The following is a 17,403-nucleotide window of genomic DNA, read 5'->3' as shown; positions in this document are numbered from 1 at the left end:
GGCCCGTTCACCGGCGGGCGGAACCGCCTTCGTCGCGATAGGCCTGCGGCGTCTGCCCGTGCTGCCTCGCGAACGCGCGCTGCAGCGCGTCCACCGAGCGGAAGCCGCTGAGGCCCGCGATCTTCTGCTGCGTCCAGCCCGTCTGCCGCAGCAGCTGCGCGGCGGCGGCCACGCGGGTCTGCTCGACGAAGCGCGCCGGCGTGCAGCCGGTCTGGGCCGCGAAGGCGCGCGCGAAGTTGCGCGGGCTCATCCCCGCGCGCGCGGCTATCGCCTCGACCGACAGGTCTTCCTGCGGATGCGTGCCTATCCACGCGACCAGCTCGCGCAGCCGGTGGCTGGCCGTGGCCTGCGCCTCGAGCGCCTGGCTCAGCTGCGGCTGCTCGCCGCCGCGCAGCATCGGCAGCGCCAGCGTGCGGGCGATGTCCATCGACACGGCGTGGCCCAGGTCGTCTTCCACCAGGGCCAGCGCGAGTTCGATGCCGGTGGTGACGCCGGCCGAGGTCCACATGGGACCGTCCTGCACGTAGATGCGCTCGCGCTGCACGCGCACCTGCGGGCGCAGCTGCTGCAGCATGTCGCAGGCGCTCCAGTGGGTGGTGGCCTCGCGGCCGTCGAGCAGGCCGGCGGCGGCCAGCGCGAAGGCGCCGGTGCACACGCTGCCCACGCGTCGCACGCGCGGCGCGACTTCGGCGATCCACGCGCTCACGTTCTGCTCGAGGATGGCGAAGCGCACGGAAGGCTCGTCGCCGCCGGCCACGATCAGTGTGTCGATCTCCGCCGGCAACTGACGCAGCGCCAGCGTGCCGGCGAAGCTCAGTCCCCCGTTGGTGAGTACGCTGCCGCCGGCCGGCGACGCGATGTGCAGGCGGTAGGTGCCGGGGCGCATCTGCTCGGCCTTGCTGAAGACGCTGGCCGGGCCGGCAATGTCGATGGCCTCGACGCCGTCGAACGCGACCAGCACCACCACGCCGGCGGCGCCATGGCTGGCAGGAACCGCGGTTTCTTCGTCCTTGTGGGGCAGGGTGGGCATTCGTACTCTCGGGGCATTGCCTGCAGTCATGGAGAAACGTCGATGTTCACCGGGTCATTTTCACGCGCGCTGGCTGCCGCCGGTATGGCGGTGCTCGTTTTCGCGGGATGCTCCGCCGGCGCGCCGCTGCCGTCACCGGCGCGCGACGACACGGCCGCGCTCCAGCGCGACCAGCAGGCCTTCGTCGATGCGATGAAGCCGCGCAACCCGGGCGGCAGCCGGCCGGTGATCGCCGTGCTCGCGTCCAACGACGGCACCGAAATGACCGACCTGCTGCTGCCGTACGCGGTGCTCAGCCGCGCCGACATCGCCGAGGTGCGCATCGTGGCACCGCGCGCCGGCCGCGTCGACCTGTTTCCCGCGCTGCAGGTGGACGGCGCGCAGGACTTCGTCGGCTTCGACCGCGCGCATCCCGCGGGCGCCGACTACGTGATCGTCCCCGCGATGCTGAAAGAAGACGCACCCGAGATCACCGCCTGGCTGCGGCGGCAGTCGCAGCAGGGCGCGCGGGTGATCGGCGTGTGCTCCGGCGCGCTGGTGGTGGGGCAGGCCGGCCTGCTCGACGGCCGGCGCTTCGCGGGCCACTGGTTCGACCGCGGCAAGCTGCTCGAGCGCCACGCGGGCTCCACGCACCTGCCGCACCGGCGCTACCTGGTGGACCGGGGCGTGGCCACCACCACCGGCATCACCGCGTCGGTGCCCACGATGCTGGCGCTGGTGGAAGCCATCGGCGGGCGCGAGAAGGCCTCCACGCTCGCGGGCGAACTGGGCGTGGCCTCGTGGAGCCCGGTGCACGACAGCTCGCCCTTCGGCCTCGACGCCGGCAAGCGCGTCGCCTACCTGCTCAACAAGGCCGCGTTCTGGCGCGTCGAGCGCTGGAGCGTCGAGGTGCGCGACGGCATGGACGACGTCTCCCTCGCGCTGGCTGTCGACGCATGGGAGCGCACCGGGCGCGTGCGGGTCGAGGCCGTGTCGGCCTCGGGCCCGGTCAGGCTGCGCAGCGGCCTGGTGCTGCTGGCCCGGCCTGCCACTGCCGGTGACGCGCCACGGCCGCTTCTGACGGCCGCGCTCAAGCCGGTGCCGCAGCTCGACCGTACGCTGTGCGAGATCGCCGGCCGCCATGGCGACGCCCGGCGCGAATGGGTGATGCAGGAGATGGAATACCCGACACGGGGCGCCGCCGCCTGCCCCGGCTGACGCGCACCGGGCCGCGTCATACTCTCGGCCGGATCGTCCCTCTCCCCAGGGGCCGGGACGATGGTCCAACCGAAGAGCCGGGAGCAGAAGAAATGACAACCACATGCTGGCGCGCGCCCCTTGCCGCGCTCGCGCTCGTCTTCTCGATGTTGATGGGCGCATGCTCCAGCCTGCCTCCGCGGGTGTCGGAGCGGCCGGTCGCCGCCATCGCCGACTTCCGCTCCACGCCGCTCGATGCGATCACGCGGAAGGTCCTGCCCGGGAACGAGCAGGCGGACGACCGCTCCGGCTTCCAGCTGCTGCCCTACGGCCCGACCTCGTTCGCCACCCGCATCGAGCTCGCGAAGCTCGCCACCCGCAGCCTCGACGTGCAGTACTACCTGCTGGCCGCCGACAACACCGGCCGCGCCCTGATGCGCGAGCTGCGCGACGCGGCGCAGCGCGGCGTGCGCGTGCGGCTGCTGGTGGACGACCTCTACACCACCGGCGAAGACGAACTGCTGCTCGCGCTCGCCAGCTACCCCAACGTGCAGGTCCGCCTGTTCAACCCCTTCCCCGGCGGGCGCGGCAGCGACCTGACGCGCTTCATCAGCTCGGGGCTGGAGTTCGGTCGCATCAACCGGCGCATGCACAACAAGCTCTTCGTGGCCGACAACGTCGCGGCCGTGGCGGGCGGGCGCAACATGGCCGACGAGTACGTGATGAATGCCTCCGGCAGCAACTTCATCGACATGGATGTCTTCGCGGCCGGTCCGGTGGTGCGGCAGCTCTCGGACGAGTTCGACCACTACTGGAACAGCGAGGTCGTCTACCCCGTGGGCCGCATCGCCAGCAGCGCGCTCACGCCCGGGCAACTGCGGCAGAATTTCGACAGGCTCACGGCCGCCGTGAAGCCGCCCGAGGCGCCCCGCATCCCGCCGGACGGCAGGATCGCCAACCCGGTCGACGGCGAGCCGCACAGCCTGCCGCTGGAAATGCTGCCCATGCTCAACCTGCCCTTCGAGCTGGCCGAGGACCGGCTCAGCCCGCTGCTGTGGGCGCATGCGCAGGTGCTGTTCGATCCGCTCACCAAGACCGAGGGCCTCAACGAGCGCGAGAACTCCATCAAGGGCACCGTGACCGAGGGCGTGATCCAGTGGTTCCGCACCTCGCACTCCAGCATCAAGATGGTGTCGCCGTACTTCGTGCCCTCGGACGCGGCCGTGGCCAACCTCGCGCAGGCGCAGGCCGCCGGCATCCGGATCGAGCTCGTCACCAACTCGCTGGCCTCCACCGACGAGCCCTGGGTGTACGTGGGCTACTGGCCGCACATCCACAAGCTGCTGCAGTCGGGCGTGGCCATCTACGAGCTGAGCCCCACGCTGAGCGTGAAGCGCGGCAAGCTGGGCATCTTCGGCCGCCGCACGGGCGCGCTCCACATGAAGAACGGCATCGTGGACAGCAAGCAGGTGTTCCTCGGCTCGATGAACCTCGATCCGCGCTCGGCCCATCTCAACACCGAACTGGGCCTGATCATCGACAGCCCCGACATGGCGCGGCAGCTCGACAGCTTCGCCGACGCGGGCAGCGCCTACCGGCTGCGGCTCGATGCCACGGGCCGGGGCATCGAGTGGGTGGAGCAGGACGACGACGGCAAGGAAACGGCCTACGACGTGCCGCCCGAGACCACGGCGTGGCAGCGGCTCAAGCTGCGGCTGGTCGCGCCGTTCATTCCGCTGAGCCTGCTGTAGGCCGGCGGCAGGGGCCGCGGCCGCGCGCTCTCAGGCGTTGCTGGTCGCGCGCACTTCCTCGATGGTGGTCTGCCCGGCCAGCACCTTCTCGATGCCGTCCTGCCGCAGCGTGCGCATGCCTTCCTGCAGGGCGGCCTGCTGGAGCTCTTCGGCGCGCGCGCCGGTCTGCACCAGGCGACGCAGCGACTTCGACATTCCCATCAGCTCGTGGATGCCCACGCGCCCCTTGAAGCCGGTGTCGCCGCAATGCTTGCAGCCCTTGCTCGTGTACGTGTGCAGCCGCCCGTCGCGGCCGTGGCGCTGCACCCAGCCGGCCAGCACCGCCTTGCGCTGGCCCGGGTCGTGCTGCTGCGCGCCGCCGAAGGCGTGCATGTAGTCGTTCAGCAGTTCCTCGACCGTCTCGGGGCTCGCGGGCGTGCTGGTGGTGCACTGCGTGCACAGGCGCCGCACCAGCCGCTGCGCGAGCACGGCCAGCAGCGAGTCGGCGAAGTTGAACGGGTCCATGCCCATGTCCAGCAGGCGGGTGACGGTCTCGGGCGCGCTGTTGGTGTGCAGGGTCGAGAGCACGAGGTGGCCGGTCAGCGATGCCTCGATGGCGGTCTTGGCCGTTTCCTCGTCGCGGATCTCGCCGACCATGATCACGTCCGGGTCGGCGCGCACGAAGGCGCGCAGCGCCTTGGCGAAGGTCCAGTCGATGCGAGGGTTGATCTGCACCTGCCGCAGCCCGGTCTGCGTGATTTCCACCGGGTCTTCGGCGGTCCAGATCTTGCGCTCGGGCGTGTTGATGTGCATCAGCGCCGAATGCAGCGTGGTCGTCTTGCCCGAGCCCGTGGGGCCCACGCACAGCACCATGCCGTAGGGGCGCTCGACCGCCTTCGTCAGCTGCGCGAGGTTGTCGGGCGAGAGGCCCAGCCGGTCCATCGGAATGGGCTTGGCCGAGGCCAGGATGCGCATCACCACGTCCTCGAGCCCGTTGTTGGTGGGAATGGTCGCCACGCGCAGCTCGATGCGGTGCTGCGGCGAATACCTGGTGAAGTTGATCTTGCCGTCCTGCGGGTTGCGCTTCTCGCTGATGTCCAGGTCGCACATGATCTTCACGCGCGCGACGATGGCGTTGCGGTAGCTCGGCGGCAGCTCGAGATAGGTGTAGAGCAGGCCGTCGCGCCGGAAGCGGATGCGCGTCTTCTCCTGGCCGGGATAGCTCTCGATGTGGATGTCGGAGACGCCCTCGCGGTGCGCCTCGATGATCATGCTGTTGATCATGCGCACCAGCGAGTTGTCCGACTGCTCGATGGGCGCCTCGCTCGGCGGCGCGGCCACCGTGCCTTCCTTCTCCAGCGTCTGCAGCAGCTCGCTGGTGCCGGCCATGTCGAAGTCCAGGGGGCGCGACGGGTCGGTGTCGATCTGGAAGGCGCCGGGCACCGTGCTCGCCGTGGACTCGCCGATCTTCTCGTAGGCGCCGAGCAGCACGCCGTCGAGGTCCAGGCAGTGCCCGACGACCGGCGTGACCTTCATCTGCGCCATGAACTCCACCTCGTCGAGCGCCGTGTGCCGGCCCGTCGGGTCGTCGACGGCGACGACTAGGCGCCCCTCGTGCACCATCAGCGGCATGAGCTGCAGCCGCTTGGCCACCGCATGCGGCAGCTTGCGCAGCGCGTCGGCCGTCGCGGGAAACAGGTGCAGGTTGACCAGCGGATAGCCCATCTTGCGCACCAGCGCCGTCTGCAGCTGGCTGCGGTTCACCACGCCCATGCGCACCAGCGTCTCGCCCAGCGGCACCGTCGGCTCGAGCTTCTGCCGCTCGAGTCCTTCGCGAAGCTGCGCCTGCGTGATCATGTCCAGCGCGATGAGCGCCTCGCCGATGCGCGCGATGGGCGTGCGGCTCTGGGCTGCGAGCGCGCTGAGCAATTGCTCGGGCATGACGACTTCGTTGTTGGACATCGGTGCGTTCTCCTTCCTGTCTGGTTTCCGGCACGCATCGTAGAGCCTGATCGAGTCGCTTGCCATTCGTTTTGTCATTGAGTACGCAAGTTCTCAATGCTGAATTTCCTCCCGTCCTACGCGCGTTGATCGCCGCTTGCCCAAGGATGTAAACAATGCGTCAACTGATGATTCTTGCGACAACCTTGGGGTTCGGCGTGCTCGGCCTTGCAGCGCGGGCGGAGCCCATCAAGGTGCCCGTCGACAGCGACGAGAAGGGCTCCGTCTACATCGCGCCAAACGTAAACCCGACCGAGACCTCGGCCACCGTCAACGGCACCACCGTCGGCGTGCAGCGCCCCGACGGCAGCGGCACCTACATCGGCACAGACACCTCCACGCCGAGGCCAACGTACTCGCTGGGCGCGAGCACCGGGGGCAACGTGTCGTTCTCGGGCGGCGTGAAGTCGGACGGCAAGGCCAACAACGGCGTCAAGGCCGGAGTGACCATCAAGTACTGAGAAACACCGAAGACCGCGCATGCGGCTTCATGACCTCGCAGGTCATGGCGCGACGACGGGTGCCCGCATAGAAACGGGGCATGCGCTACATCGTCCCTGTCGCTCTCTTTCTCGTCGGCCTCATCCACGTCCTCCCGCTTGCCGGCGTACTGGGCGTGGCGCGGCTGCACGGCCTGTACGGCATCGGCGTAGAGGAGCCGAACCTCGAGATCCTGCTGCGGCATCGCGCGGTGCTCTTCGGGCTGCTCGGTCTGTTCCTCTGCCAGGCCGCGTTCCGGCCGGCTCATCAGGCAATGGCGCTGATCGCGGGGCTCGCGAGCGTCGCGTCGTTCCTGCTGCTGGCGGTGATGGTGGGCGGGTACAACGCGCAGCTCGCCAGGGTCTTCGCGGTCGACGTGGTGGCGCTGGTGCTGCTGGTCATCGCAGGCGGCGCATTCCTGTACGCGAAGGACCGCGCCTGACCGGCCGCGTTCTCAGACCAGCGTGCCGTAGACGATGAAGCCGTCGTGCGTCGCGACCTTGTCGTAGAGCGTGCGGCCCGCCGTGTTGGTCACGTGCGTCTGCCAGTACACGCGGTGGCCGCCCGCGAGCTTCACGCGTTCGTACACACCGTTGATCAGCTGCCGGCCGACGCCCCTGCCGCGTTCCGAAGGCAGCGTGAACAGATCCTGCAGGTAGCAGGTCGGCTCCAGCCGGGTGGTGCTGCGGTGAAAGAGGTAGTGCGTGAGCCCGACCAGCTGCCCGTCGCGCTCGGCGACCAGCGCGTGCACCGGCTCGTAGGCGTCGAAGAAGCGCTGCCAGGTGGCCTGCGTGATCTCGTCGGCGAGGGCAGTCGGGCCCTCGCGGCCGTAGAAGGCGTTGTAGCCGTCCCAGAGCGGCTTCCATGCCGCGTAGTCGTCGGGCGTCGGTGGGCGGATCAGTAGGGAGGAACTCATGTCGTCGGTGGCCTGCACGTTGGAAAACGTGCGATTGCAACACGACGGGCGCGGCGGCGCTCAGGCCGCGAAGAATTCCTTCAGCATCTTTTCAGGCAACTGCCCTTGCAGGCCGATGGCGACGACGCCGGCGCTGGCCAGCCCCGAAGGCGGTGCGGCCTTGCGCAGCGAACCATGGCGACCCGCGTACTGGACTTCGGACCACTCGTCGCCGCCGGCGCCATGTCCGGTGCGCAGCAGGCCCTTGAGCCGAAGCACGCCCGGCGGCATCTCGCGCAGCCAGGCGCGCAGCGTGGCGGCCGGGATCATCGCCCCGGGCTGCGCGCTCCAGGTCTGGAAGATCGCGCCGTGGTCGGGCGACCCATGGTCGTGATCGTGATCGTGGTCGCAATCCGGGCCGCATGCATGTGGCGCGAGGGCGGATTGCGGCAACCCCGACAGCAGCGCCAGCGGCACCGCAGCCTCCGTGGTCTCGATGCACGGCGTGCCGGGCGCGCTGGCTTCCACCCAGGCCTTCGCCGCGGCCAGAGCGTCGGCCGATGCGATGTCGGCCTTGTTCAGCACCACCAGGTCGGCCGATTTCAGCTGCCGCGCCAGCGTGTCGGCCAGCAGCGGGTCCGTCGACTGTCGCGCGGCCACGCTCGCATCCACCAGCACGATCACGCCTTCGAGGCTCAGCTCCGGCGCCGCCATGCCGATCTGCGCGATGCGCCACGGGTCCGACACGCCGCTGGCCTCGATCACCACAGCGTCGAAAGGCGTCTTCGCTTCGATCACCTCCACCAGCGCGCGGCCCAGGTCGTCGCCGATCTGGCAGCACACGCAGCCGTTGGTCAGCGCGGTGGTGTCGCCGTGCGTGGCGGCGATCAGGTCGGCGTCGATGTTGAGCGCGCCGAAGTCGTTCACCAGCACCGCCATGCGCAGGCCCTTCGCCTCGCGCAGCCAGCGGTTGAGCAGCGTGGTCTTGCCCGCGCCGAGAAAACCGCCGATGACGGTGAACGGAAGTCGCCTTGCCGGCATCACGCGCCCTGGCCCCCCTGACCCCCCTGACCCCTCTGCGCCTCGAACACGCGGCCCGAAAGCACCGTGCCCCATACGCGCGCATCCTTCAGCGCCACCGGGTCCATCTCCAGCGGGTCGTCTTCCAGCACGCAGAAGTCGGCGCGTTTGCCGCATTCGATGCTGCCGATCTCGCCGTCGAGCTTCAGCGTCCATGCCGCGCCGAGCGTGATGGCGCGAAGCGCCTGCGGCACGGTGATGCGCTCGGCCTCGCCCAGCAGCCGGCCCTTGGGCGTGATGCGGTTCACGGCGCACCACGCGGTGAAGAGCGGCCCGAGCGGCGTCACCGGCGCGTCGGAATGAATGGCCAGCGGCACGCCGGCCGCCAGCGCGCTGCCGCAGGCGTCGAGCCGGTTGGCGCGGTCCGGGCCCATGGTCATCTCGTAATGCTGGTCGCCCCAGTACCAGATGTGGTTGGCGAACAGGTTGGCGCAAAGGCCCAGCGATGCCATGCGGCGGAACAGCGGCGCGTCGATCATCTGGCCGTGCTGCAGCGTGTGGCGGTGGTCGGGGCGCGGCGCGCGCGCCAGCACGCGCTCGATGGCATCGATGGCCACCTCGCTGGCCTCGTCGCCGTTGGTGTGCGTGTGGATCGTGAGGCCCGCGCGGTGGTAGGTCTCGAAGTCCGCCTCGTACTGCGCGGGCGCGGTCACCCAGATCCCGTTGGGCGCGCCGTTGAAGTGGCCCGGCCAGCGCAGCCGCGCCGAGAAGCCCTGGATCGATCCGTCGAGCATCATCTTCACCAGGCCGTATCGCAGCCGGTCGGTGTTGCGCGGCACCAGCGACTTCACGTGCTCCGCACCCTGCGCGGCCCCGTGCGTGCCGTGGAAAGCCTGGAACGCGGGCAGGATGCGCACGCCGAAGCCGTCGTCGCCCGTGGCCTTTTCCAGAACGCCGCAGTCCTCGGGCGTGAGCTTGTTGACCAGGTCGGTCGCGGTGGTCACGCCCTGCAGGCAGGCCAGCCGCGCGAAGGAGCGCACGCCGGCCTCCGTCATCGGTGCGAGCAGGCCGGCGTTGCCGATCTTGCGCAGCACCAGAAACATCGCGGCCGGCTCCTGCAGCTCGCCGGTGGGCTCGCCTTCGCTCTCGCCATCCGCGAACTTGACCACCCCTTCCACCTCGTTGTCGCGCGTGATCTCGGCAATGCGCAGCATCGTGCTGTTGACGTTCATCAGGTGGCCGTTGGCGTGGCCGATGACGATGGGCCGCGTGCCGCTCGCGCGGTCGACGTGGCGCACCGTCATGCGCTCGCCGCCGAAGTAGATCGGATCGAACCCCCAGGCGACGAGCGGCTCGCTGTCGGGAATGCCGTCGGCCGTCATCTTCGCGGCGACTTCGCTCAGCCGCGAGACCACCTCGTCCATCGAGCGAAGGCCGCTCCACACCTTGCCCTCGGGGTCGCGACGGTCGAACCAGCCGAGGTACGTCCAGTCCCACATGCTGCCTTCCTTCAGGTGGCAGTGGCCTTCGATGAGACCGGGCATCAGCACCTTGCCGGCGAAGCGCTCGTCGAGCGTGAAGGGGCCCCAGCCCTGCATGTCCGCGAGCGCGCCGACGGCCAGCACGCGGCCGTCGCGCACCGCCACGTGGGTGGCGTGCGGCTGCATCGGGTTCATGGTGATGATCTTGCGGGCGGCGTAGATGGTGGTCGTGTTGTTCGCTTGGCTCATGGCATTCATGGCGATTCGGGAATCGAAAGAGGAGGGTGCGGCAGCCCGTCGACGACGTCGACGCGCCTGCAGCGTACCCAGTGATCGGGCGCGACCTCGCGCAGCGGAGGCAGTTCCGCCGTGCAGGCCGCTTCCGCCACCGGGCAGCGGCCTGCGAAGCGGCAGCCCTTGGGCGGGTCGATGGGGCTGGGCGGGTCTCCGCTCAGCTTGATGCGGTTGGCCGCGCGCCGCCGCCCGCCGCTCACCGTGGGCACCGCTGACATCAGCGCCACGCTGTACGGATGCAGCGGCCGCGCGAAGAAGCTGCGGCGCGGCGCGCGCTCGACGATCTGGCCGAGGTACATCACGGCGATGTCGTCGCAGATGTGCTCCACCACCGCCATGTCGTGCGAGATGAAGAGGTAGGTCAGCCCCAGCTCGCGCTGCAGCCGCGCCAGCAGGTTCAATATCTGCGCGCGGATGGCGATGTCGAGCGCGGACACCGGCTCGTCGCACACCACCAGCTCCGGGTTGGTGGCCAGCGCCCGTGCGATGTTGATGCGCTGGCGCTGCCCGCCCGAGAACTGGTGCGGAAACAGATGCTGCTGCTCCGGCCGCAGGCCCACCGCCTCGAAGAGCTCGGCCACGCGGCGCGTGCGCTCCTCGGGCGTGCCCACCCGCATCAGGTCGAGCGGCGCGCGCACGGCGGCGCCCGCGCGCTCGCGCGGATTCAGCGAGGAGAACGGGTCCTGGAAGATGATCTGCATGCGCGTGCGCGCCTGCCGCAACGCCTCGCCCTGCAGCGCGCCCAGGTCGGTGTCGCCCAGCTGCATGCGCCCCGAGGTGACCGGCGCGAGCCGCATCACCGCCAGCGCGGTCGTGGTCTTGCCCGAGCCCGATTCGCCGACCACCGCGAGCGTGCTGCCGCGCCGCACCGAGAAGGAAACGCCGTCCACCGCCTTCACCACCTCGGGCGTGCGGCCCCAGCCGGCCTTGCCGCGCGGAAAGTGCACCTTCAGGTCGTCGACCGAAAGCAGCGTGTCGGTCTTGCCGATGAACGTCATGCGGCCTCTCTTTCGGGTTGGACTGCCGCAGCCTCTGCATGCAGCCAGCAGGCGGCGCCGTGCGGCACGCCGGCAGCCACTTCGCCATGCACCGCGAACATCGGCGGCACCTCGGCCGCGCAGCGCGGCATCGCGCGCGGGCAGCGCTCGCGAAAGGCGCAGCCGGTGCCCAGCTCCCAGATCGAGGGCACCACGCCGGCGATCTCGGCCAGGTCTTCGCGCTCGCCGTCGCCGTATGCCGCGCTGCTGCCGAGTTCGGGCAGGCAGTCGATCAGTCCGCGCGTGTAGGGGTGGCCGGGCTCCGACAGCACCTGCTCGGTGGTGCCCTGCTCGATGACTCGGCCCGCGTACATCACCATCACGCGGTCGGCCATCTCGGCCACCGCGCCCATGTCGTGCGTGATGAGCATGATGGTCGTTCCCTTCTCGCGCTGCAGCTCGCGCAGCAGGTCGAAGATCTGCGCCTGCACCGTCACGTCGAGCGCGGTGGTGGGCTCGTCGGCAATCAATATGTCGGGCCGGCAGGCCAGCGCCATCGCGATCATCACGCGCTGGCGCATGCCGCCGGAGAGCTGGTGCGGATACTCGTCCACGCGCCGCTCCGGCGCCGGAATACCTACCTGCCGCAGCATCTCGATGGCGCGCTGCCGCGCCGCGTGCGTGTTCATGCCGGCATGCAGCTGCAGCGATTCGCCGATCTGGTCGCCCACGGTGAACACCGGGTTCAGCGATGTCATCGGCTCCTGGAAGATCATCGAGATGCGATTGCCCCGCACCTCGCGCATGCGGGCGTCGGTGGCCTGCACCAGGTCTTCGCCCTGGAACAGCACCCGGCCGCCGTGGATGCGCCCCGGCGGCGATGGAATGAGCCGCAGCAGCGCCAGCGCCGTCATGCTCTTGCCGCAGCCCGACTCGCCGACCACGCACAGCGTCTCGCCGGCGCGGATCTCGAAGTCGACCCCGTTGAGCACCAGCGCCTTGCCGCGCCGCGTGCTGAACTCGACGTGCAGGTCCTGCACGCGCAGCAGTGTGTCTTCGTCGTGGTGGGGCATCAGCGCTCCCTCAGTTTCGGGTTGAGGGCGTCGTTCAGGCCGTCGCCGATGAGGCTCACGGCAAGCACGGTAATGAAGATCGCGGCGCCGGGGAAGGCCACGGCCCACCAGCACGACAGCACGTACTGGCGGCTGGAGCCGATCATCAGCCCCCAGCTCATCTGGTTCGGATCGCCCAGGCCGAGGAAGGAGAGTCCTGCCTCGAACAAGATCGCCGCGCCGATGGCCAGCGTGGCCGACACCACCAGCGGCGGCAGCGCGTTCGGCAGGATCACCTTCCAGATGATGCGCGCGTCGCGCGCGCCGATGGCCCGCTCGGCCCGCACGAACTCCAGGCCGCGGTACTTCATGAACTCGGCGCGCGTGAGCCGCGCGGTGCCGGTCCAGCTCACGATGCCGATGGCCAGCGTCACCGTCACCAGCGTGGGCGAGAACAGCGTCACCACCACCATCGCGAACAGCAGCGCCGGCAGCACCTGGAAGAACTCGGTGAGCTTCATCAGCGCGGCATCGACCTTGCCGCCGTAGTAGCCTGCGAAGGCACCGAGCGTGATGCCGATCAGCACCGACAGCAGCGCGGCCACCGCGCCCACCAGCAGCGTGGCGCGCCCGCCGTAGATCAGCGCGGTGAGCACGTCGCGGCCGAGGTAGTCGGAGCCCAACCACGCGTCTTCGCTGAAGGGCGGCGTGAGCGGCGCGGCCTTGATCTCGAACGGGTCGGCCGGGTAGAGCCACGGCCCGAGGCTGGCCACCAGCAGCACGACGATCAGCATCGCCATGCCGGCGATGGCCGCCGGGTTGCGCAGGAACATGCGCATCGCCTCCATGCCCGGGTGCTCGACGCGCACGACGGGCCTGGGGGATGCGGCGGCGGTAGCAGCAGCGGTGGGCATTGGAATCACCTTGCTCATGAGGCCTTGATCCGCGGATCGATGAAGCGATAGCACAGGTCGGTGAGCTGGTTCATCACCACCACCACGATGGAGGAGAAGAGCAGCACGCCGAGGATGGTCGGGTAGTCGCGCCGCAGCACCGACTCGAAGGCCAGCCGGCCGAGGCCGGGCCAGTTGAACACCGTCTCCACCAGGATCGCGCCCGCCAGCACGTTGCCGAACTGCAGGCCCAGCACCGTCACCACCGGCAGCAGCGCGTTGCGCAGCGCGTGCTTGTAGAGCACCACCCGGTCGGCCAGGCCCTTGGCGCGCGCGGTGCGGATGAAGTCGGAGCCCAGCACGTCGAGCATCGACGAGCGCGCGAGCCGGCTGTACTGCGCGAGATACACCAGGCTCAGCGTGAGCGTGGGCAGCACCAGGTGATGCGCCACGTCGAGCATGTCCGCGAAGCCACCGCCGCCCGTCGAGTCGATGGAACGCATGCCAGCCACTGGCAGCACGGGAAACACCGAGGCCAGCAGGATCACCAGCATGATCCCCAGCCAGAACACCGGCGCCGCGAACCCTACCAGCGACAACACGGTGATGAACTGAGAGAGCAGTCCATTCGGCCTGCGCGAAGACAGTACGCCCAGCGCGGTACCCACGAAGAAGGCCAGCAGCACCGCGCTAAGCACCAGCAGCAGCGTGGCGGGTACGCGCTCGGCGATCATGCTCGTCACCGGCAGGTTGAAGAAGTACGAGTAGCCCAGGTCGCCCTGCGCCACCTTGCCGAGGTACACGCCCAGCTGCACCGGCAGCGAGCGGTCGAGTCCGTACTGCGTGCGCAGCTGCGCCATCAGTTCGGGCGACATGCCGCCGCTGGCGCCCGCGATGGTTTCCACCGGGTCGCCCGGCGCCGCGTGCACCAGCACGAAATTGAGCACCACCACGGCCAGCACCAGGCCCAGGGCCTGGAGCAGCCGCGAGGCGGCGTAGCGAAGCGTGCCCATGATGTTGCCGCCCGCTTACTTCAGGTACACCTCGTCGAGCGGCGACAGCGGCCCCCAGATCGTGACCGGCACATTCGCCACCTTCTTGCTGGTGATGGTGTGGTACGGCACCTGGTTGATGAACTCGATGGGCAGCTCGTCGGTCACGATCTTCTGGAAGGTCGCGTAGTAGGCCTTGCGCTGCGTCGGGTCGATCAGGCCGCCGGCGGTGTTGAGCAGTTCATCGACCTTCGGGTTGGCATACGACTGGGTGTTGGTCCAGACGATGGGCTTGATGTTGGTCGACAGGTAGGTGCGGTGCACGCCGATGATCGGGTCGCCCCAGTTGAACACCGTGTCCATCGACAGGTCGAAGTCGTGCGAGGCCAGCCGCTTGGCCCAGGCCGGGAAGTCGGCCGAGGCGCGCACCTCCACCGTGATGCCTACCTTCTTGAGCTGGCCGCGGATGTACTCGGCCACGTTCTTTTGCTGGTCGTCCGCGCCCGGCAGGTAGTCGATGGTGAGCTTGAAGCGCTCGCCGCCCGCGCCGGCCTTGTAGCCGGCGGCGTCGAGCATCTCGCCGGCCTTCTTCAGGTCGAGCGGGTAGCGCACCAGGTCGGGCACGGCGAAGGGGCTGCTGGCCACCAGCGGCCCGTCGGAGACGGTCGCGAAGCCGCCCATCAGCGCCTTGGCGATGAAGTTCTTGTCGATGGCCGTGGCGATGGCCTTGCGCACCTGCACGTCCGAAAGCGGCTTCTTCGCCGTGTTGAAGGCCAGCCAGTTGAGTGCGCCGATGCCGTCGTAGCCCTTCGGCGTGAGCGACACCCTCGGGTCGTTCGCGAAGCGCTTCAGGTCCGTGGGCAGCGTGGCGAAGGGCAGCATCTGGATGTCGCCGCGCTCCAGGCCGAGCACCAGGCTCGCCATGTCGGGCGTGACGTTGACGATCACCTTGTCGAGGTAGGGCCTGTTGGGCAGGAAGAACTTGTCGAAGCGTTCCAGCACGATGCGCTGCGCGGGCTTGAACTCCGTCACGCGGAACGGGCCCGAGCCCACCACGTCGGTGGTGTTGCGCGGGTGGTTCTTCAAATCCTGCCCGTCGCCGTAGATGTGCTTGGGAAGAATGGGGCACAGCGCGGGTGACATCGCGAGCACGATGGCCGGGTGCGGCACGCTCATGCGGATGACGGCGGTGTAAGCGTCGGGCGTCTCGACCTTTTCGACCGGCCCCATCATCGTCGTGAACGGGTGGTTGGCCTTGATGGCCATGATCGAGAAGGCCACGTCGGCCGAGGTCACGGGCTTGCCGTCGTGGAACACCGCGTCCTTGCGCAGTTTCAGCGTGAGCGACTTGCCGTCGTCAGCCAGCTTCCACGATTCGGCCAGGTAGGGCTGCGGGTTCCACTTGTCGTCGAAGCGCAGCGGGCTCGCGAAGATCTGCGTGGAAGGCATGGCCGTGGCAATGCCCGACTGCACCGCGCCGTTGAGGTGCCGCGGCGTCTGCGTGCTGCCGATCACCAGCGTGCCGCCGCGCTTGGGCTCCTCGGCCGCGGAAGCGGGCAGCGGAAGCAGGATGCTCGCGGCCAGCAGCGTGGCGGAGAGCAGGGTGGTGCGGCGCGTGAGCAGGGGAGGAAGAGGAGGGAGCGGGAGCTGCATGACAGGACCTCGGAGAGTTCGACACAGGCAATCGGGACTCGGTCCTCATCAAGGCAAGGACCTTGTGTCGAAGATAGGCGCTGGGTGCATGCCGGCGAAGAGCCAACCCGGCACGACTCGCAGGGCCAGAAGGGGCGGGTTTGCCCCGTTGTGCGGCGGGGCATGCGCCACTTCGGGGAATGCGCGCAGGCGGTGCGTCGCGCTCCCCGTCGAAGCTCGCTATTTCTCGTCGCGCAGCCAGTACCACTTGTAGAGCATGCGCTGCCCGATGCGCCGGAAGGGCGCGAACGCACGCGACTCTACAACCCCCAGCACATTGGGAAAGGGCAGCTGCGAGCCGTAGATGGGAAGCTCGAACACCTCCTTGCCCGCGTCCTTGCCGGCCACGCGCTCGGCCAGCCGCTTGCCGGCCCAGGTCGAGAACGACACGCCGTTGCCGCCGTAGCCCACCGCGTACCAGATCTTCTTGCTCGCGTCGGGCTGCGTGATGCGCGGCATCATGTCGTGGCTCATGTCCACCCAGCCCCACCACGAGTAGTCGATGCGGATGCCTGCCAGCGGCGGGAACTTGCGCGCGATGGCGTCGGTGAGCAGCTTCAGATGCATCGGGCCCTCGGCGTCGGCGCCGGTCACCGCGCTGCGGCTGCCGATCTGCAGCCGGTTGCCGTCGAGCAGCCGGTAGTAGAAGCGCAGCGTGCGCGTGTCGGTCAGGAAGGTCTTCGAGCGGAAGTTGGTGGCCTGCAGTTCCGCGTCGCTGAGCGGGCGCGTGACCACCGAGTTCGACAGGATCGGCATGATCCGGTTCTTCAGCATCGGGTTGAGCGCCTGCCCCGTGTAGCCGCCGGTGCACACCGCCACGCGGCGCGCGCGCACCACGCCGGCGGGCGTCTGCAGGTGGTGCACGCCGTCGATGGTGTGCCAACCCTGCACAGGGCTCGATGTGTGTACCTTCACGCCCAGCGCGCGGGCGCGGCGCATCAGGCCGAAGGTGAACTTCAGCGGATGGATGCCGATCCCCTCGGCCTCGTACATTGCGCCGACCGTCTCGCGCTCGTCGCAGTAGTCGCGGCGCACTTCCTCCGCGCTCATCATGCGGGTGGCATAGCCGAACTTCTCGCGCATCAGCCGCGCCTCGGCATCGAGGATGGGCAGCTTCTCCGCGCGGTGCGCGAGATAGAGGTGGCCGCCGTCGTGCGCATCGCAGTCGATCTGCGTGGTGAGGTGGCGGAAGTTCTCGAAGCCGCCGCGTATCTCGGCGTCGAGCTTCTTCGCGGTGTCGAGGCCCCAGCGCTCGATCCACTGCGAGCGCTTGAGCCGTCCGCTGGCGTTCTGGCCCTGGCCGCCGCTGCGGCTGGAGCAGCCCCATGCCGCCTGGTTGGCCTCGAGCACCGTGGCCTGGATGCCGTGTTCCTGTGCCAGGTACAGCGCGGTCGACATGCCGGTGGCCCCCGAGCCGATGATGGCCACGTCGACATCGATGTCGCGCAGCAGCGGGCCGTCGTCCTCCGGCGGCGTGCCGGCGCTGGCGACCCACCAGGTGGGCGCATAGGCGCGGCCGGCGCCGGGGTCGGGGGCGCGCAGCGGGTCGTACTGCGGGTCGTAGGGGCGGAAGGGCGCCTGCGGCGGCGATTGCTGCTGTTCGATCACGCTGTCTTCGATGGTCGCGCTGGCGGTGGCATTGGCGGCGACGAGGCGCACGGTGCCTGTCATGGTCATGAAGGGCTCCAGG

15 protein-coding genes are annotated in these 17,403 nt (G+C 69.3%); 4 read left to right on the top strand and 11 right to left on the bottom strand.

Annotated elements, in window-relative coordinates:
* Positions 1-7: 7 nt before the first annotated feature.
* A complete protein-coding gene (locus tag ABL840_RS29090; protein WP_093305440.1) occupies positions 8-1,030 on the bottom strand; it encodes a GlxA family transcriptional regulator in 1,023 nt (340 codons plus the stop codon).
* Between the two features lie 42 nt (positions 1,031-1,072).
* Between ABL840_RS29090 and ABL840_RS29085 the strand changes: the two genes are divergently transcribed.
* Complete coding sequence (locus ABL840_RS29085) at positions 1,073-2,227, top strand: DJ-1/PfpI family protein (protein WP_093305438.1); 1,155 nt, start codon at positions 1,073-1,075, stop codon at positions 2,225-2,227.
* A gap of 92 nt (positions 2,228-2,319) precedes the next feature.
* Entirely contained in the window at positions 2,320-3,957 is a 1,638-nt protein-coding gene (locus ABL840_RS29080; protein WP_093305436.1) for a phospholipase D family protein, read from the top strand.
* A 30-nt stretch (positions 3,958-3,987) separates the two neighbouring features.
* Here ABL840_RS29080 and ABL840_RS29075 read toward each other — a convergent pair whose 3' ends face one another.
* A complete protein-coding gene (locus tag ABL840_RS29075) occupies positions 3,988-5,898 on the bottom strand; it encodes a GspE/PulE family protein (protein ID WP_093305434.1) in 1,911 nt (636 codons plus the stop codon).
* 155 nt (positions 5,899-6,053) lie between these two features.
* On the opposite strand from ABL840_RS29075, the gene ABL840_RS29070 reads away from it, so the two are divergent.
* The gene (locus tag ABL840_RS29070; protein WP_093199958.1) at positions 6,054-6,398 is read left to right on the top strand and encodes a hypothetical protein; all 345 of its coding nucleotides are present in this window, start codon (positions 6,054-6,056) and stop codon (positions 6,396-6,398) included.
* Between the two features lie 80 nt (positions 6,399-6,478).
* The gene (locus ABL840_RS29065) at positions 6,479-6,859 is read left to right on the top strand and encodes a phosphopantetheine adenylyltransferase (RefSeq protein WP_093305432.1); all 381 of its coding nucleotides are present in this window, start codon (positions 6,479-6,481) and stop codon (positions 6,857-6,859) included.
* Between the two features lie 12 nt (positions 6,860-6,871).
* On the opposite strand, the gene ABL840_RS29060 is transcribed toward ABL840_RS29065, so the two are convergent.
* The 9 genes from ABL840_RS29060 to ABL840_RS29020 form a co-directional block, all read right to left on the bottom strand.
* On the bottom strand, positions 6,872-7,333 hold the full coding sequence (locus ABL840_RS29060; RefSeq protein ID WP_093305600.1) for a GNAT family N-acetyltransferase: 462 nt from the start codon (positions 7,331-7,333) through the stop codon (positions 6,872-6,874).
* Between the two features lie 60 nt (positions 7,334-7,393).
* Entirely contained in the window at positions 7,394-8,353 is a 960-nt protein-coding gene (locus tag ABL840_RS29055) for a CobW family GTP-binding protein (RefSeq protein ID WP_093305430.1), read from the bottom strand.
* On the bottom strand, positions 8,353-10,062 hold the full coding sequence (locus ABL840_RS29050; protein WP_093305598.1) for an amidohydrolase: 1,710 nt from the start codon (positions 10,060-10,062) through the stop codon (positions 8,353-8,355). Before ABL840_RS29050 ends, ABL840_RS29055 begins: the two co-directional genes overlap by 1 nt.
* 5 nt (positions 10,063-10,067) lie before the next feature.
* Complete coding sequence (locus ABL840_RS29045; protein WP_093305428.1) at positions 10,068-11,105, bottom strand: ABC transporter ATP-binding protein; 1,038 nt, start codon at positions 11,103-11,105, stop codon at positions 10,068-10,070.
* A complete protein-coding gene (locus tag ABL840_RS29040) occupies positions 11,102-12,157 on the bottom strand; it encodes an ABC transporter ATP-binding protein (protein ID WP_093305426.1) in 1,056 nt (351 codons plus the stop codon). The genes ABL840_RS29045 and ABL840_RS29040 overlap by 4 nt, the downstream gene beginning before the upstream one ends.
* Positions 12,157-13,050, bottom strand: a complete 894-nt coding sequence (locus tag ABL840_RS29035) for an ABC transporter permease (protein ID WP_418116044.1) — start codon at positions 13,048-13,050, stop codon at positions 12,157-12,159. Before ABL840_RS29035 ends, ABL840_RS29040 begins: the two co-directional genes overlap by 1 nt.
* A 14-nt stretch (positions 13,051-13,064) precedes the next feature.
* Positions 13,065-14,042 carry an ABC transporter permease gene (locus tag ABL840_RS29030; protein ID WP_093199972.1) on the bottom strand — a complete coding sequence of 326 codons (978 nt, stop codon included), beginning with the start codon at positions 14,040-14,042 and terminating at the stop codon, positions 13,065-13,067.
* A gap of 15 nt (positions 14,043-14,057) precedes the next feature.
* On the bottom strand, positions 14,058-15,674 hold the full coding sequence (locus tag ABL840_RS29025) for an ABC transporter substrate-binding protein (protein WP_093305422.1): 1,617 nt from the start codon (positions 15,672-15,674) through the stop codon (positions 14,058-14,060).
* 219 nt (positions 15,675-15,893) lie between these two features.
* Positions 15,894-17,390 carry an FAD-dependent oxidoreductase gene (locus ABL840_RS29020; protein ID WP_418116043.1) on the bottom strand — a complete coding sequence of 499 codons (1,497 nt, stop codon included), beginning with the start codon at positions 17,388-17,390 and terminating at the stop codon, positions 15,894-15,896.
* Positions 17,391-17,403 lie beyond the last annotated feature (13 nt).

It is taken from the genome of Variovorax sp. NFACC27 (assembly GCF_048301545.1).
GTDB classification, from domain to species: Bacteria; Pseudomonadota; Gammaproteobacteria; order Burkholderiales; family Burkholderiaceae_C; genus Variovorax; species Variovorax gossypii.
This window is presented reverse-complemented; position numbering and strand designations above follow the sequence as displayed.

What these genes read in the sequence shown, in the direction of transcription:
- ABL840_RS29090 (WP_093305440.1), bottom strand. Translation starts at nt 1,030, where the DNA reads ATGCCCACCCTGCCCCACAAGGACGAAGAAACCGCGGTTCCTGCCAGC.
- ABL840_RS29085 (WP_093305438.1), top strand. Translation starts at nt 1,073, where the DNA reads ATGTTCACCGGGTCATTTTCACGCGCGCTGGCTGCCGCCGGTATGGCG.
- ABL840_RS29080 (WP_093305436.1), top strand. Translation starts at nt 2,320, where the DNA reads ATGACAACCACATGCTGGCGCGCGCCCCTTGCCGCGCTCGCGCTCGTC.
- ABL840_RS29075 (WP_093305434.1), bottom strand. Translation starts at nt 5,898, where the DNA reads ATGTCCAACAACGAAGTCGTCATGCCCGAGCAATTGCTCAGCGCGCTC.
- ABL840_RS29070 (WP_093199958.1), top strand. Translation starts at nt 6,054, where the DNA reads ATGCGTCAACTGATGATTCTTGCGACAACCTTGGGGTTCGGCGTGCTC.
- ABL840_RS29065 (WP_093305432.1), top strand. Translation starts at nt 6,479, where the DNA reads ATGCGCTACATCGTCCCTGTCGCTCTCTTTCTCGTCGGCCTCATCCAC.
- ABL840_RS29060 (WP_093305600.1), bottom strand. Translation starts at nt 7,333, where the DNA reads ATGAGTTCCTCCCTACTGATCCGCCCACCGACGCCCGACGACTACGCG.
- ABL840_RS29055 (WP_093305430.1), bottom strand. Translation starts at nt 8,353, where the DNA reads ATGCCGGCAAGGCGACTTCCGTTCACCGTCATCGGCGGTTTTCTCGGC.
- ABL840_RS29050 (WP_093305598.1), bottom strand. Translation starts at nt 10,062, where the DNA reads ATGAGCCAAGCGAACAACACGACCACCATCTACGCCGCCCGCAAGATC.
- ABL840_RS29045 (WP_093305428.1), bottom strand. Translation starts at nt 11,105, where the DNA reads ATGACGTTCATCGGCAAGACCGACACGCTGCTTTCGGTCGACGACCTG.
- ABL840_RS29040 (WP_093305426.1), bottom strand. Translation starts at nt 12,157, where the DNA reads ATGCCCCACCACGACGAAGACACACTGCTGCGCGTGCAGGACCTGCAC.
- ABL840_RS29035 (WP_418116044.1), bottom strand. Translation starts at nt 13,050, where the DNA reads ATGCCCACCGCTGCTGCTACCGCCGCCGCATCCCCCAGGCCCGTCGTG.
- ABL840_RS29030 (WP_093199972.1), bottom strand. Translation starts at nt 14,042, where the DNA reads ATGGGCACGCTTCGCTACGCCGCCTCGCGGCTGCTCCAGGCCCTGGGC.
- ABL840_RS29025 (WP_093305422.1), bottom strand. Translation starts at nt 15,674, where the DNA reads ATGCAGCTCCCGCTCCCTCCTCTTCCTCCCCTGCTCACGCGCCGCACC.
- ABL840_RS29020 (WP_418116043.1), bottom strand. Translation starts at nt 17,390, where the DNA reads ATGACCATGACAGGCACCGTGCGCCTCGTCGCCGCCAATGCCACCGCC.